We start from the raw sequence: 15,838 nt of genomic DNA on the forward strand, positions 1-15,838 counted from the left end.
GTCATCATGAAAGACACTCGAAAGAGTGTCTTTTTTCTATACCTGAGCAGGACCTGCTCATTTACAAAATTAATGCATAAATTAATATAACTCTTTAAACGCATTATTCCCTTTCTATATGTTGCGGCGTTCGTTGCGACATTTTCGGATAATAAAAAGCACTCCAGCCAGAGTGCTTTTTACTTTCAAACAAGGAGGTTACATATATGGATAGTACTCTTGTATTTAACTTTGGTATCGGTATTGTTATCATTTTATTCGTCTTCTTTGTACTTTGTATGAGCGGGATATAATAATCTTTTATGCTGATAACTCCTTTAAAGTATCACTCAATTTAAACTTTCTTAATTGTAATGAAGCAATCATTGCTGCTCCTGCTCCGAGTATAATGCTAGCTAGTGCCAATATTAAAACTTGATTATACGGAATGATAATAACCGTTAACTCTAAGCTTGATAACACAATATAACTAAATACAATTCCACCTAAAACCCCAATACAACCAGCTATCGCTCCAAGTAAAGTGCCCTCTAATAAAACAATCCGTCTCATTTGCTTCGGAATAGCTCCTACCGCACGAATCATACTAATTTCAGCACGTCTTTCATGTAAACTTGAGACAATCGCATTCATTAACCCTATACCAGAAATAATGAAAACAATTACAACTAACAAGCGAATTAACATCATCATTTGCGATAATAACTGCTCCTGTTCTTTTAATAAATCATGGCTATTAATAACTTCTACGTTCTCTTTATTATTTGTAATTTGTTTTACTTGCTTCTTAATCTCTTCAAATGATTGATTAGAATTTGTCATAACTTGAATTGCTTCATATCCTTGCACGTGAAACTTATCACGAACCCATTGTTCATTTACGAAAATGTCTAATCCTCTTCCCCTTAATCCTTGCTCAATAATCGAAACGACTTTAATCGTTTGTTTTTCTTTCCCTTTTCCTTGTACTTCAATCGTATCATGCAACTGAATCCCTAATGTTTTAGCAGTTCTCTTCGTAACGACTCCCTCACCATCTTGTAATGGCTTATTTAAATCTTGTCCTGTAATCACTTTCGCTTTTGTTACTTTTTGATAAGCAACAATATCATTCCCCACAACTTCTATCACATCATATTCAAAATCATCTTTCCTCACATTTTCATACCACTCTTGATCCGCTTTTTTAAAATCATAATTTATAAGCTTCGCTGTAAAGTCAGTAACATTTGCTACGCTCTCTTCTACACCATCAATTTTTTTAACCTTCTCCATCCAACTAAATGGTAATACTTCAGTACTTTGCGACTCTATTGGAATTCTTATTACTAAATCAGCTGGTAAATGTTTTTGTAACCCATCTTTCATGCCTTCGTAAATAGAGTTTATATACATCGTTCCAACAAGTGCTAACATAAAACCAAATGCTAGTATAGCAACCGATACAGCTGCCTTATTTCGATAACGAATTACATTCCGGCTGCTAATCGTCGTTTCAATTCGTAATATCATTTGAAGTGGTTTTGCAATCACTGGTGCTATCATCCGAATAAACAACGGAATCGCAAATAACAAACCGACCGCAAATAACAGCGCACCTATCGCACTTGGATTAAAACCGATATACCGCTCTAATACGTTACCCGTTAGTCCAATAACAGTACCAATGATTAGAATGCTACCACTAAAAGCACTCCATCTCTTTTCTTTTTTCTCATCACTAGGAAGACCTGGCCTAAGCGCTTGAACTGGTGGAATCTTTCTAACCATGAAGGCTGGTATAATAGCCCCTATAATAGACATAACAATTCCTGGTAAAAACGTAATGAGTAAAATCTCGCCTGAAATCGAGAATGATTCTTTCCCTGCACCCTCAATATTCACCCATTTATTAATAAATGATGCTGCGAGTGTTTGCGTACCTGCTCCAAGAATAACTCCTGCTAGTGATCCGATTGCCCCAATACATAAAGCCTCTAATAAAACGACTAATATAATTTGATTTGGATTACTACCAAGTGCACGTAATAATGCCCATTGCTTAAATCGACTTCTGACAGATAAGAAAAAACTTCCCATTATTAAAAGGGCTACAACAAATAAGGCAATACCACCTAAACTAAAAATTAATGGCTTCATTACATTTAGTCGTTCAAATGCCTTATCTACATAAGTACGTTGGTCCACCTTTATATTTTCAATCTTTTTATGTACATCAAAAGCAATTGCTTTTTTCACATTTATATCTTGTACTTTCACTTGAACGAGATTGAATTGATTTGGTAAATTTAATTCTTTTTGAAGCCAATGGATTGGAAAATAAGCACTATGACCCATTGACGCCATTAACGGTGGATTTAAAATACCGACAACTTTCACAGCCTTTTCACCATGCTGCGGGAATGGCAGTTTAATCGTATCTCCTACCCGTATATTTTCACGATCTGTATACCCCTTTGTCAGTGCTACTTCAGCACCTTCTTTCGGATATCGTCCTTCTAATATTTTATAAGAATGCATTTCTGGAGAATCTTGCTCAACACCCCAATAAGATGGCTTTCCCGATAATTCTTTATAATGTGGAAAAGGATACGGTATAAGTGCTTTTGATATTTTTTCAGCATTTTCTAAGCCATCTATTCCTTTTAAACTCTCATTATTTAAATACATATCATTTTTTATATAGCCAAATTGTAAATTATAATCTCCATACCGACTTACTACTTGTTCCTTCACACTTTGCTCTACTGATTGATTGCCTAGCAATAACATCGTCGCTAACATAACACCTAATGCTGCACCGAGAGCAATCAACATATTTCGCAACCAATTTTGTTTCATCGATTTTACCGCATACTTAATTACCCATCGCATCACCTTTACCTCCTACTTTAAAGTGACGATTCATAATCTCTTGAATTTGAGTAACTTGTTGCGGGATATTTCGAAATTTCCATCCTTTACTTTCAGCATGCTCATGAATCACCTCACCATCTAATAAGAAAACGACTTTATCAGCATGAGCCGCTACGAATGGTTCGTGCGTTACAATGACAGCTGTTTGTCCTAATTCATCACATGCATTGCGAAGTACCGCAATAATATTTTTGCTGTTTTCTGAATCTAACGCCCCTGTTGGTTCATCAGCTAATATAATAGCCGGCTCATTTGCAAAAGCTCTTGCTATCGCAACCCTTTGCTGTTGCCCACCTGATAACTGTGCTGGTAAATGCTTTTCTTTTCCTTTCAATCCAACGAGCTCTAATAAACGATTTGCTGTCACCGTTGCCTTCTTTTACGAAACATTATCTAATAGTAAAGGCAACCCTACATTTTCCTCCGCATTAAACACTGGAATTAAATTAAACTGCTGAAAAATAAAACCGATTTTATGCCTTCTAAATAAAGCGAGCTCTTTTTCTTTTAATGTTGAAATCTCCGTACCATCAACTCGAATACTACCTACCGATGGAATATCTAATCCACCTAACAGCTGAAGTAAAGTCGTTTTACCCGATCCACTTGCCCCCATAATACAAACAAAGTCACCTTTTTGAATTTGAACATTAATATCTTTTAAGATCTTTACTTTACTATCCCCAATATCAAACGATTTTTCTAACCCTTCAATTTCAATAATATTCATCCCGATATCCCCTTTTCTCTCTATTTACCAATCTATATATTCTATTCGAAAATGCAAAATCCTTACTATTTTGTATTTTTTTGTCACATACTAACATTTATATTAACCGGCAGTAAGTGCCCGATTAGTGTGAGCAAATAATCAGTGCGGGATGGACACCCCCCACCGATTAAAATTTCACTTTATTTCTCACGTCAGAAAAGTTGACTCTCGCAACGGAAGTAACCATAATAGTTACACGAATATATAAAAACTATTCACATATCCACAATTAGGAGGAAGAACAATGAAACATGTGCTCGTTTATGCACACCCGAATACAGAAAGCTTCAACCATGCTATTTTAGAAACTGTAAAAAGTGAATTAGAAGAAAAAGGTCATCAAGTACGCGTTCGTAATTTATACGAATTAAACTTCAATCCAGTATTAGGCGCTTCCGATTTCATCTCATTTTCCAAAGGAAATACACCAGAAGATATTAAAGAAGAACAAGAGCATATCTCTTGGGCTGATAGCATTACATTTATTTATCCAGTTTGGTGGGCGGGACTTCCTGCTATTTTAAAAGGATACGTTGACCGTGTATTTAGCCATGGCTTCGCTTATGCTTACGGTGAAAATGGTATTGAAAAGTTATTAAGCAGTAAAAAAGGATTGTTATTATCTACGATGGGAAATTCGAAAGAAGTATACACAGCAGGCGGTATGTTTGATGCAATGAAAAAAACAACTGATGTTGGTATTTTTGAATTTACAGGCATTGAAACATTTGAGCATACATTCTATACAAGTGTTCCTTCTGTGGATAATGCTGTGCGTAAACAATATCTTGAAGAAGTTAAAGACGTAGTGAATCGTGCGTTTTAATAAAAAAACTCCGGTTATAACAACCGGAGTTTTTATTTCATCATCAATTTCGGAATATATCTTTGAAGAATGCTTTCTAATTCATTCATATCTTCCTGTCTAATAAGTAAATTCACATTATCATTCATTTTTTCTCGCCCGCGATATAAAAATATATTTCCTTTTGGATTTTCCCATGTTGATGTTTTATAGCCTTTTAATTCTTCGTATGAATAATAGTTCAATCCGTCTATTACACCTTTTTCATATATTTGTACACTTTTAATAAGATTGATCGCTATTAAAATCATAAAACAACTTGCTACAGCATAACTACCTGACTGAACGAGAAACTGTTCAACTGTATCAATATCGCCACTTACGTACTGAGCATATATATACATACATTGCCCGATGAAATACACCGGTCCAAGTAAGGCAATCCAACGTCGTTTCACCCGAGGATATGTTGCAATAAGTTTTCCCGCGCTTTTTTTCATTTCATTTATTTTATATATCTTCCATAGAACAAAGAACAAAACACATAATGTAAAAACAAACATAATACATGACATCCAGTACACTCTTATTTTCCCCTTCACATCATTACATATAAATTTTACATTTTAAATCCCTATAGTACATATGCAATTGTGCATAAAAAAACAGGCAACCTCTTCCGGTTACCTGCCTTTCATTACATCTTCTCAATCCACTCCGTCAAGTTGTGCACAACTTGCGTCGGTTGTACTTCATATTCTGTTAACTTGTCCACAGTTGTTACTCCAGTGTGGACAAGAAGGGTATGCATACTAGCATTTATCCCCGCTAAAATATCTGTATCGTAGTTATCCCCAACCATTAAAGCTTCTTCTTTTCCTATGCCAAGCACTTTTAACGCTTGTTCCATAATGATTGATTCTGGTTTACCAATAAAGATTGGGTCCACACCTGTTGATACTGCAACAACTGATGTTAATGAACCGTTACCTGGTAATAATCCGCGCTCAGTTGGAATTGCAATATCCCCATTTGTTGAAATAAACGTTGCACCGTTACGCACAGCAAGGCACGCTTTCGCTAATTTTTCATATGTGATATCACGATCTAAACCAACAACGACGAAATCAGGATTTTCATCCACAATTTCAAATCCTTTTTCCACAAGAGCAGCGTGTAATCCCTCTTCACCAATCATATATACAGTTGCATCTTGTTTGCGCTCATAAATAAAGTTCGCTGTAGCCATACTCGTTGTGAATATTTGCTCCGCTTTCGCTGGAATATCGAAACGAACAAGCTTTTCTGCAACTTGTTCTGGTTTACGAGTTGAGTTATTTGTAACGAATAAATATGGAATACCGCGCTCTCCTAACGCTTTTACGAAGTCGCTTGCTTCTTCAATTTGCTCTTCACCGCGATACATTGTACCGTCTAAGTCAATTAAATAGCCTTTATACATCTGTTTGTCTCTCCTTCTATGCTAACGTTCATATCTATCATACCACTCTTATATTAACCCCTTTTTCAAAAGAAAAAAACGCTTTACCTTAAAGCGTCCCATAACGTTCATTTTTTCTCTTTTATTTGGTACGAACAATTACAATCGCCCACGCACATGTTTGCTAACGTCTTCACATTTGCATCTGCAAATAACCGCTTATACATATCTTTTTCATCTTCACACACTTGCGGGAATCTCTCTGCAATTTCCTTTAACGGACAGTTTTGCTTTTCAAATATGAAAGAATGCTCCCCATCTCGCTTTATTTGAACCATATAACCGTTTCTCTCTTGCATAGCAGCTACTTCTTGAACTTTATACGCTAAATTGCTTTGATTACTTATCCTCTTTTGCAACTGTTCTTCCATTCGTTTCGTTCTCGCTTGCAAGACGTGACGCAGCATTTTTTCATCGCCCATTCGAGCCAAATCTTCTAGCATATCAATAGCAAATTGCTTATATTCTTTCGGGAATGTATCTTCTCCCTTTTGACTTAATCCATACAAATATGTTGGTCGTCCGACATGCTGTCTTACCATCTTTGAATAGATTAGCTCATCATTTTCTAGTTTACTTAAATGTCGACGAATCGCCATCTCTGTAATTTCTAAAGCTTCGGCTAATTCTGCTACAGTATGCTCTCCTTTTATCTTCAGTAATTGTACAATCTCTTCTCTCGTAGTACGTGCTTCCCCCATAGCTCACCCTTCTCCCTTTTCTTTCTCCTATACAATATAAGATCCCCAAAGGAATTCCCGGGGATCTTATAAGCACAATTATTCTGGTACAAATGCAGATACAGGTCCTAATTCCTTTTCTAAATAACTGTGAATATTCGCTGGGTATTTCTCTACCACGGCGATATGTTTTTGAATCGTCTTATATAATTCATCATGATTCATTTGAATATAATCTTGCGTAAGCATTTTTCGAAGAAGAATAATTTCTTTAATATGCGCTCCCTCTTCTCCACTTATAACTCTCTCGTCCATTAAAATATCAATAATATCTTCGTAACTTCCTGGATCGCGCATAATAAATCCATCAATCATCGCATTCCCTACATCTAATATACAATCGATAATAAGATGCGCCATGCGCTCTAATGCGTAAAATTCAAACTCGGTTTCATATGTCTTTTTCTCTTGAAATGTATTTGTTGCTCGTTCTAAACATACTAGCATTTGTTCTATTTTTTTTCTGTCTACGAAGTACATGAATGTCACCTACCTGGAAATTAAAGCATTTACATTTTAATTGTAACGCTTTCTTCTGAAAAAATCGACAATTTTTCGAATTCACCTTTTCCTCGTTATTTGTTATAGTTATATTTGTATGATTTTTGAAATTGGAGGAATGCAACCTTGGAACGTGAACTCGCACTAGAAATTGTCCGTGTAACAGAAGCAGCAGCCTTAGCATCCGCACAGTGGATGGGCCGCGGAAAGAAAAATGAAGCAGATGATGCAGCAACTACAGCTATGCGTGATATGTTCGATTCAGTAAACATGGCAGGTACAGTTGTAATCGGTGAAGGAGAACTTGATGAAGCACCGATGTTGTATATTGGTGAAGAACTAGGAACAGGTAACGGTCCAGAAGTAGATATCGCTGTTGACCCATTAGAAGGTACAAACATCGTTGCGAAAGGCCTTGCAAATGCAATGGCAGTTATCGCAATCGCAGATAAAGGAAACCTTCTTCATGCTCCGGATATGTACATGGAAAAAATCGCGGTTGGTCCAAAAGCAGCTGGTAAAATTAGCTTAGATGATCCAATTGAAAAAACAATTGAAATTGTAGCAGAAGCAAACAATAAAAAAATTCGTGACCTAACGGTTATCATCCAAGAACGTGAACGTCATCAAGATATTATTGACCGTGTTCGTGCAAAAGGTGCACGCGTAAAACTATTTGGTGATGGAGATGTTGGTGCATCAATCGCTACAGCTTTACCTGGAACGGGTATCGACTTATTCGTAGGTGTAGGCGGAGCTCCAGAAGGCGTTATTTCTGCAGCAGCATTAAAATGCCTTGAAGGTGAAATGCAAGCTCGCTTAGTTCCAATGAACGAAGAAGAAGAAGCTCGTTGTCGTGAAATGGGATTAGAAGATCCTCGTCAACTTCTTATGTTAGATGACTTAGTAGCTGGTGATGACGCAATCTTCTCAGCAACAGGTGTATCTGCTGGTGAATTATTAGACGGCGTGAAATTCCTTGGCGGAGATTTAGCTGAAACATATTCTATCGTTATGCGTTACAAAACAAGAACGGTACGATTCATTAAAACGCATCACCATTTAGATCATAAACCACACTTAAACTTAGATATTTAATAAAGGAGCCATGTGTATGGAAGAACGTTTCTTTCTGTACGACGATACAGTCGCTACAAAAACTCGTTTCGTTAGCTTTTTGGGGGAAAATGAGCGTCATGATTTAGCGCTTTTATACTCCGATCGTCATTACGGTAAAACGATAGTCCTTGATATGCAAAGCAACAAATTTGCTATCATCGGTCCTGACGATTTAAACGAACAAGGCTACTTAGAGCATGCATTTTCGATGTCTGAAGAAAATGCAGAAGAATTACGCTCATTTTTATTTGAACTTATATAATTTATCTGGAGCACCAGCTATGTTAGCTGGTGCTTTTTCATTGTTGTTATTCAGAATTTTCCAACCTCTGTGTTATAATTAAGAATAGATAGAGGGAACGTCAAAGTATATGTAGTTTCTTCGGGCTTATTCCTTTTGTAATTTTCCATAAATAAGTAATTACGATAATAAACACATTCATTTGTTTTTAAATATACTCCAACACTTAGTCCTAAAAATAAAAAAGTGGCATCAAATCGTTTGAGAGAAGAAGCTCCTCATCGTATGCAGTTGCAAAGTTTATGGACACGTTCTTATTTTGTTTTTATTGCTAGAAATGTATCAAATGAACGATGATGGAAATCAAAAAACAAGGGGATGAAATGTATGTCACAGACCCTAACAGTGAAAGTGAAATTGATTCCAACAAAAGAACAAATCCGTTTATTGGAACAAAGTAGCCACGAATATATTAAAGTTATAAATACACTTGTATCAGAAATGGTTGAAGCAAAGAAAAGTACGAAGAAAAGCACAAAAGATATTGAAGCGAATATCCCAAGTGCGGTGAAGAATCAAGCGATTAAAGACGCGAAAAGTTTGTTTGCTACAAAAGTAAAGAAAAGCAATTATAAAATTATTCCGATTCTAAAGAGGCCTGTTTGCGTATGGAACAATCAAAATTATTCATTTGATTACAATTATATTTCAGTCCCTTTGATGATACATGGAAAGTCAACTCGTTTAAAGATACGCGCTTTATTAATCGATAAAAACAATCGCAATTTGGATTTGTTAAAGCATAAGTTAGGTACACTTCGTATCATAAAGAAATCGAATAAGTGGATGGCCCAAATATCTGTCACACTTCCTACAAATGAAAGAGTAGGAACAAAAGTTTTAGGGATAGACCTAGGCCTCAAAGTCCCTGCGGTAGCAATCACAGATGATGATAAGGTTCGTTTCTTTGGAAATGGTAGACACAACAAATATAAGAAGCGTAAGTTTCGTAGTGTCCGTAAGAAGTTAGGAAAAGACAAAAAATTGAATGCTATTCGACGATTAGATGATAAAGAGCAGAGATGGATGCAAGATAAAGACCACAAAATAAGTCGTGAAATCATTGATTTTGCGGTGGATAATCATATTTCTGTCATTCGATTAGAACAACTAACGAATATAAGACAGACGGCAAGAACAAGCCGTAAAAACGAAAAAAACCTACACACTTGGTCATTCTATCGTTTGTCACAATTTATTTCGTATAAAGCAATGCTAGCTGGTATTCAGGTTGAATATGTGAATCCAGCTTATACAAGTCAAAGTTGTCCCAAATGTTCTGAAAAGAACAAGGCGCGGGATAGAAAATACAAGTGTCAATGTGGATTTGAGACACATCGCGATATCGTTGGAGCGATGAATATTCGCTACGCAACTGTGATTGATGGTAATAGTCAATCAGCCTAAGCACCTATATGGTCTGGTTTAGGAGGGGCAATGAGATGCCCTCACCTTGAAGGCTGTTCAAAACAGAAATGGACTGCGAACGCTTAGTCATTCAAGAATCCCACCCGTAACTCCGTAAGGATTCGGGCTTGCGACTTTAGTCGTGGGAGTCTCAAGTTCCTTTGCCACTAATATAAGAAGTGAAGGAAAATGCAGAAAGTACAACTTTCTTGGAGTTTATATGAAAACGAACTAGCAACAATCGAAAAGTATTGTAAAAATTGCAGACTCACTACCCTATTTACTGACACGAACATTCGCAGACATAACGCAAACGGAAAGAACATATACCGATTTGCAATTTATAAATGTCCGAAAGATCATACGTGGAATCAAAAACTTCATATTTATAAATCATTTACTGATCACGTCGAAACTGTCGATATGACTCAGCAAGAACAAACGGAAACAAGTACTACCATTTCCATTACACAATACAAAGAAAGTGGTATAGCCGAAATAACGATCGTATTAGACATAGTTTTCGGTTCCCACCGGATTGATAAAGTGTTATCCACATATATTTCAGATTGGAGCCGTGCACTCATTGTGGATAAAATTAAAAATGGGCATATCCAATTGAACGGACAACAAATGAAACCAAACAAAACTCTTTCTGAAGGTGATTACATTTCAATTTGTTTGTAAGGAGGACTCGCATGTTAAAGGTGAAAAAAGGTACGATTGATTTATTGAATGACTTAGATGTAATGTATACAGCATGCAAAGAATTACTCTTACAGAACCAAATTTACCAATGGGATGATTCTTATCCGACGCGAGAACACATTTCCTATCATCTAGAACAGGCCGAATTGTATTGTCTATTCCAAGATCAAGTACTTGTCGGTGCTGTTGTCTTAAACGAAGCAGAGTCTCCAGAATACAAACTAATTGACTGGTCAGAAATAGACGGACGCTTTCTTATCGTCCACTCTTTTGTCATCCATCCGCTCGCGCAAGGCAAAGGATATAGTAAAGTACTTTTATCCTTTTGGGAAAGCGAAGCAAGACAGATGGGCTACAAAGGAATACGCCTAGATTGCTTTACAGGTAATCCCGTTTCATTAAGCTTATATGAAAAAAATAATTATATTTGTCGAGGTGCTGTTTACTTTGCAAGTAAACAGCCTCCTCATAATTGGTATAATTGCTATGAAAAAATCCTCTTACAATCGTAAGAGGATTTTTTCATTTCTTCACTTTTCGTAATACAAAGTGTGCACAACCGAAGTTACAGTACTCGTATAAATACTCTGATAAAGTACTAATTTTCGTATCATATGTCGAACGTTGATTACTATCATCAAAGAATCCGCGCAATCTAAGTTGCTCATAACCCCAGTCTCCAACGATATAATCATATTTATTTAAAATTTCTGCATAGCGCTCTTTAAGTGCTTCTTCACTAAAACCGTCACGAAAGTTTTTAATCACTTCGTACTGAACATTATTAACGCTCACCGTAGTATGAATCTCTTGTTTTTGCTCCATTATGAACTTCCTCTCTAAGAATTCTTCTTTTTATCGTATCACAAAGCATAACAACCAACAATTTCAAATACAAAAAATTGAAAATTAGTGCATGCTATGGAGGAGGAGGTGCTACATCGTGAAAAAACAAATTATACTCTCTCTTCTCACTCTTTCCTTATTTGCAGGCTGCCAATCAACTAATAAAGCCGAAATGGAGCGTGAAGAAGGAAGTCGTGTTCTTGTTTCCAACAAAAACGACATGTATCATACGGAAAATACAAATACACGGCTCACAAGGGTGGGCTATTCATCTAAACAAAAACATGAAGTATCTAACAAACAAGTAGGAGCCATTAACCGTGAGAAAGTCGCCGAAATGATTACGAGCATGACAGTCAAACTTCCTGACGTCACCAATGCCGCTACACTCGTTACCGACGACGAAGTGTTCGTTGTATACCGTGCAAACACAACGGATCCGAAACTCGTAACAGATCAAGTATATAAAACTGCTTTGTCCATCGTCCCTCGCTATTATAAAGCATATGTATCAACAAACCAAAAGTTGATTTCTCAAATTCAAGGTCTTCAATCTGGTAGCTTAAACGATAAAGAATATGAACAAAGTCTTGATATGTTAAAACGTGAAATGAGCGATAATCCTCATTTGAACAATACGGGGGATCAAACTTTAAATGATATGATAAAAAAATAAAAAGGTGGAGAAAACCTCCACCTTTTTACTATTTCTTACGGTTTGCATAAACCTCCATCGCATCACACATAAACTGCGCTAATCCCACGCCAAACTTATCAATATTTTTCGTAAAGCGCTCATCAGCAACATACATTTGACCTAGTCCCTTAAATGCCTCTAATGAATATTCACCGAAGTTTTGCAAGTAATCGTACCATACCCCGATTGCTTCTTGTGCCTCTTTAGAATCCGGTGCTCCATTTCGAAGTGTCGCTAGATTTCTGTAAATAGTATTAAACTCCTCCTGTTTCTCTGTAGACATACCCTTCGCTGTTTTATTCGCTTTATCTACAGCCTCATCTCCCCATCGTTCACGTGCTTCTTCTTCGTACGGGTTATGACTAAAATCAAATCCTTCAAATTTCTCTTTATTTGTCATCTCAATGTCTCCTTTTGTATGCTTAATTGTTTTATCAATCGTCGCTATCACTTTATCCAACCTAGCTCGCTTTTCAAGAAGCATTTTCTTATGAAGCTGTAGTGCTTCTTTGTGGTCAAATGACGGACTCTTGATAATTTCTTTAATCTTCTTCAAAGGGAAGCCTAGCTCTTTAAAAAACAAAATTTGCTGCAACGTTTCTAAATTTCCATTGGAATACAGACGATATCCAGACTCTGTCGTCTCATCTGGGGTTAACAACCCAATTTCATCGTAATGATGCAGTGTGCGCACACTAATCCCAACTAAATTAGCTACTTCTTTTACCCTCATTGTCATGCGTATCTCCCCCTTAATACATACGATAAAGTATGACGCAACGTTAGAGTCAATAAGTAAATTCATTTATCTCTAAAAGTTTCATCTCTCCCATATTTCATGCATAATAGATATGTACATATATTAGAAAGCGGTGAAAGTATGGTTTCAAATACTGTAATTGCCAGCATCATATTTCAACTCGTTGTTTCGGTTCTGGTCCCAATTATTGTACTCGTTTATTTCCGTAAAAAATATAATATTAATTGGAAAGTGGTCGGCGTTGGTGTTCTTATCTTTATTGGATTTACCCAAATTCTCGAAACACCGTTCCACCTATTTATGCGTGGTAATCCAGCAATCGCTCCATTTTTAGAAAATCCGTATGTCTTTGCAATTTATGGCGGACTAACTGCTGGTATTTTTGAAGAATTAGGACGCTTCGTTGCCTTCTTCTTCCTACTAAAAAAATATCTAGAATATAAAGATGGCTTCGCTTATGGAATTGGTCATGGCGGGATTGAATCCATTTTAGTTGGCGGATTCTCTGCCCTACAAGCATTAATCTTTGCTAATTCCATTAACAACGGAAGTTTCGCTCAAATGGTTGAAAAAATGCCTGAGCTCAGTCGTTTACAGGACATGTTAATTCAGCAACCTGCCTACTTATACTTACTTGGTAGCTTAGAAAGAATTATGGCACTCGTTCTGCAAATTGCCTTCACAATGCTTGTCTTATACGCGGTAAAACAAAAGAAATACATCTTCCTCGTATACGCTATACTATTCCACGCACTTGTAGACTTTTTCGCAGCACTTTACCAAACAAAAATGATTAACATCTTTGTAGCAGAAGGAATTACTCTTCTCTTCGCGATTGGTGGTTTCATTCTTATTCGTAAAATGAAAGAGAAATTAGTAAGTGTGCCAGAGTAAAAAATAACCCACCAGTTGGTGGGTTATTTTTTATATGGATTTTCGTAGTGATGATAACTTTTCCCCCCTCGCAGCTCCCTCTTTGTTTCTGCATCTATAACGATGTACTTATGAAACTCATCTACTTCATCTTGAGAAAAGGAACCAAAAAAATAAAGTGAAACTTTAATCAGTGGGGGTTTATCCACTGATTATTAGTTGAACCAATCGGGCTTTTACGGGCAGTTGATCTCCCATTTAACTACTTTTCTTTAAAACTGAATTTTGCGGTGGGAGTCTTACTGCCCGTTAATGCGGGGTAAACTTGGCGATCTGGATGAACAAACGAATCCTGAATCACCACTCTACTACGACAGCCGACAGCTGTTTTTTGTCGGAAGGTAAATTCTGCATCTTGTACTTCTTTCCATAAAATTTTCTTTCGAACACTATACGAAGCATTTTTGTATTCCTTATAGACCTTCTTATCTAACTGTTCATAAAATAGATTTTCATTCACAAACGATTTATTTCGATTGCTTGGATAGTCTAATTTTTGATTTGATTGTGCATATGTTGTGGACAATTGCGCGAGAAAACAAATACTGAATACAATGCATATCATTTTTTTCATAATTGCACCTCAAATTTTCATTATCCACATTACTTTTCCACATACTTAGATCACTATTCCGTTTCCAATAAAAAGGAATTATTTCCACATTTGTCGAAGTATATAGCGTCAACTTGAAAGATGGGGATGAATTATGAAGAAAATTATTGTAATACGACATTGTTCCGCAACTGGACAAAAACGTGATGCCGAATTAACGTTTGCCGGAAAAGATCAAGCTAACACCCTTGCTGCATTCCTCTTAGAAAATCAGCTACAAATAGATCATATTATTTCGAGCCCATTTGTCCGAGCTATCGATTCCATTCGGCCCTATGCGCTCAAAGCTAACCTATCTATCGAAGAGGATGAACGATTAGCTGAACGTATATTAAGCAACGTTCCGATGGATGATTGGATGCAAAAACTAGAATCTACTTTTACAAACATAGATATTGCCTTTTCAGGCGGAGAGTCAACAAAACAAGCAACGGACCGTGCTATATCGCTTATCCAAGACGTTTTAAAGTTAAACCATACTACAACACTACTCGTTACACATGGAAACTTACTTACGCTCATTTTAAAGCACTTTGATCGTACGATCGGCTTTAGTGAATGGAGAACTTTAACGAATCCTGATGTTTACGAAATTACAATCGATGAACAAAGTTTCATAAAACGATTATGGGAAGCATCGTCCAAATAGTATCCCTTTCCAAAACACTCAGTTGACGCCACGAGAAGAGACTGTATTAACAATAGAGAGGGGTATCATTCAATATGTACGAAGACGTACTTTCTTTACTACATAAAACAAATGCTTCTTATGAAAAATTTGAACACGAACCAGTACTTGACTATGAAACAGATCGTATCGTTCGTGAAAGACTTGGTTTGCAAGGCACTCCAAGTAAAAGCTTATTTTTAAAATCAAAATCCGGGGAGCATTACGTATTCTTTACGTTAGAAGGCACTCGCCTCAACCGAGGAGAGATGAAGGAAATAACAGGAGAGAGCTTATCTCTCTGTTCTCCTAATGAGCTAAGAGAAGAGACTGGTTGCACGCCAGGATGTGTAGCTCCTTTCGGTTATTCACAAGATGTAACGATTATTGTGGACAGTTCAATTTATACTTACGATAAAATTTTAATTACACCTGGTGTACCTGAATTTACAATTGAATTATCCACAGAGGAATTAAAAAAGATTTTATCCACATGTCAAAATAAAGTTTTAGAGTATAAGAAAAAAGAGAGCTAATGATTAGCTCTCTTTT

Annotated in this window: 17 protein-coding genes and 3 pseudogenes; 11 read left to right on the top strand and 9 right to left on the bottom strand. The window is 36.5% G+C overall.

Annotated elements, in window-relative coordinates; genetic code table 11:
* Nucleotides 1-300: 300 nt before the first annotated feature.
* Complete coding sequence (locus ABH960_RS00290) at nt 301-2,874, bottom strand: FtsX-like permease family protein (RefSeq protein ID WP_404441893.1); 2,574 nt, start codon at nt 2,872-2,874, stop codon at nt 301-303.
* A pseudogene (locus ABH960_RS00295) lies at nt 2,858-3,646 on the bottom strand (ABC transporter ATP-binding protein). The gene ABH960_RS00290 and the pseudogene ABH960_RS00295 overlap by 17 nt, the downstream one beginning before the upstream one ends.
* A gap of 286 nt (nt 3,647-3,932) precedes the next feature.
* Here ABH960_RS00295 and ABH960_RS00300 point away from each other — a divergent pair.
* Entirely contained in the window at nt 3,933-4,514 is a 582-nt protein-coding gene (locus ABH960_RS00300; RefSeq protein ID WP_404441895.1) for an NAD(P)H-dependent oxidoreductase, read from the top strand.
* 32 nt (nt 4,515-4,546) lie between these two features.
* Here ABH960_RS00300 and ABH960_RS00305 read toward each other — a convergent pair whose 3' ends face one another.
* From ABH960_RS00305 to ABH960_RS00320, 4 genes are all read right to left on the bottom strand, one after another.
* Complete coding sequence (locus ABH960_RS00305; protein WP_016102217.1) at nt 4,547-5,077, bottom strand: hypothetical protein; 531 nt, start codon at nt 5,075-5,077, stop codon at nt 4,547-4,549.
* Between the two features lie 113 nt (nt 5,078-5,190).
* Nucleotides 5,191-5,955: a TIGR01457 family HAD-type hydrolase gene (locus tag ABH960_RS00310; RefSeq protein ID WP_002034595.1), complete on the bottom strand. Its 765-nt coding sequence runs from the start codon at nt 5,953-5,955 to the stop codon at nt 5,191-5,193.
* A gap of 107 nt (nt 5,956-6,062) precedes the next feature.
* Nucleotides 6,063-6,695, bottom strand: a complete 633-nt coding sequence (locus tag ABH960_RS00315; RefSeq protein ID WP_002139296.1) for a helix-turn-helix transcriptional regulator — start codon at nt 6,693-6,695, stop codon at nt 6,063-6,065.
* A 78-nt stretch (nt 6,696-6,773) separates the two neighbouring features.
* The gene (locus ABH960_RS00320; protein ID WP_002015910.1) at nt 6,774-7,214 is read right to left on the bottom strand and encodes a DUF86 domain-containing protein; all 441 of its coding nucleotides are present in this window, start codon (nt 7,212-7,214) and stop codon (nt 6,774-6,776) included.
* A 147-nt stretch (nt 7,215-7,361) separates the two neighbouring features.
* Between ABH960_RS00320 and glpX the strand changes: the two genes are divergently transcribed.
* The 6 genes and pseudogenes from glpX to ABH960_RS00350 all read left to right on the top strand — a co-directional run bounded on the left by glpX (nt 7,362) and on the right by ABH960_RS00350 (nt 11,282).
* Nucleotides 7,362-8,333 (top strand): class II fructose-bisphosphatase, encoded by a 972-nt coding sequence (gene glpX / locus ABH960_RS00325; protein ID WP_002068074.1) that lies wholly within the window; start codon nt 7,362-7,364, stop codon nt 8,331-8,333.
* Nucleotides 8,334-8,349: 16 nt separating this feature from the next.
* Nucleotides 8,350-8,616, top strand: coding sequence for a DUF3055 domain-containing protein (locus ABH960_RS00330; RefSeq protein ID WP_002034592.1), 267 nt, complete (start codon nt 8,350-8,352; stop codon nt 8,614-8,616).
* 163 nt (nt 8,617-8,779) lie between these two features.
* Nucleotides 8,780-8,952: pseudogene (locus ABH960_RS00335) on the top strand (transposase); the annotation flags it as partial.
* Nucleotides 8,953-8,982: 30 nt separating this feature from the next.
* Nucleotides 8,983-10,062: an RNA-guided endonuclease InsQ/TnpB family protein gene (locus tag ABH960_RS00340; RefSeq protein ID WP_404441899.1), complete on the top strand. Its 1,080-nt coding sequence runs from the start codon at nt 8,983-8,985 to the stop codon at nt 10,060-10,062.
* Between the two features lie 189 nt (nt 10,063-10,251).
* Nucleotides 10,252-10,749, top strand: a complete 498-nt coding sequence (locus ABH960_RS00345) for a cytoplasmic protein (protein WP_404441901.1) — start codon at nt 10,252-10,254, stop codon at nt 10,747-10,749.
* Nucleotides 10,750-10,760: 11 nt separating this feature from the next.
* Nucleotides 10,761-11,282 (top strand): GNAT family N-acetyltransferase, encoded by a 522-nt coding sequence (locus ABH960_RS00350; protein WP_404441903.1) that lies wholly within the window; start codon nt 10,761-10,763, stop codon nt 11,280-11,282.
* Between the two features lie 10 nt (nt 11,283-11,292).
* On the opposite strand, the gene ABH960_RS00355 is transcribed toward ABH960_RS00350, so the two are convergent.
* On the bottom strand, nt 11,293-11,595 hold the full coding sequence (locus tag ABH960_RS00355; protein WP_002015914.1) for a YutD family protein: 303 nt from the start codon (nt 11,593-11,595) through the stop codon (nt 11,293-11,295).
* A gap of 118 nt (nt 11,596-11,713) precedes the next feature.
* Between ABH960_RS00355 and ABH960_RS00360 the strand changes: the two genes are divergently transcribed.
* The gene (locus tag ABH960_RS00360) at nt 11,714-12,292 is read left to right on the top strand and encodes a YhcN/YlaJ family sporulation lipoprotein (protein ID WP_002015915.1); all 579 of its coding nucleotides are present in this window, start codon (nt 11,714-11,716) and stop codon (nt 12,290-12,292) included.
* 28 nt (nt 12,293-12,320) lie between these two features.
* On the opposite strand, the gene ABH960_RS00365 is transcribed toward ABH960_RS00360, so the two are convergent.
* Nucleotides 12,321-13,052 carry a MerR family transcriptional regulator gene (locus tag ABH960_RS00365; RefSeq protein WP_404441906.1) on the bottom strand — a complete coding sequence of 244 codons (732 nt, stop codon included), beginning with the start codon at nt 13,050-13,052 and terminating at the stop codon, nt 12,321-12,323.
* Nucleotides 13,053-13,151: 99 nt separating this feature from the next.
* Between ABH960_RS00365 and ABH960_RS00370 the strand changes: the two genes are divergently transcribed.
* On the top strand, nt 13,152-13,967 hold the full coding sequence (locus ABH960_RS00370) for a YhfC family intramembrane metalloprotease (RefSeq protein WP_404441908.1): 816 nt from the start codon (nt 13,152-13,154) through the stop codon (nt 13,965-13,967).
* A 301-nt stretch (nt 13,968-14,268) separates the two neighbouring features.
* On the opposite strand, the pseudogene ABH960_RS00375 reads toward ABH960_RS00370, so the two are convergent.
* Nucleotides 14,269-14,580, bottom strand: a pseudogene (locus ABH960_RS00375) (hypothetical protein); the annotation flags it as partial.
* A 133-nt stretch (nt 14,581-14,713) separates the two neighbouring features.
* Between ABH960_RS00375 and ABH960_RS00380 the strand changes: the two are divergent.
* Both ABH960_RS00380 and ABH960_RS00385 read left to right on the top strand, forming a co-directional pair.
* A complete protein-coding gene (locus ABH960_RS00380; protein WP_219301043.1) occupies nt 14,714-15,268 on the top strand; it encodes a histidine phosphatase family protein in 555 nt (184 codons plus the stop codon).
* A gap of 74 nt (nt 15,269-15,342) precedes the next feature.
* The gene (locus ABH960_RS00385) at nt 15,343-15,822 is read left to right on the top strand and encodes a YbaK/EbsC family protein (RefSeq protein ID WP_002034581.1); all 480 of its coding nucleotides are present in this window, start codon (nt 15,343-15,345) and stop codon (nt 15,820-15,822) included.
* Nucleotides 15,823-15,838 lie beyond the last annotated feature (16 nt).

It is taken from the genome of Bacillus sp. RC252, from assembly GCF_044909215.1.
GTDB classification, from domain to species: Bacteria; Bacillota; Bacilli; order Bacillales; family Bacillaceae_G; genus Bacillus_A; species Bacillus_A mycoides.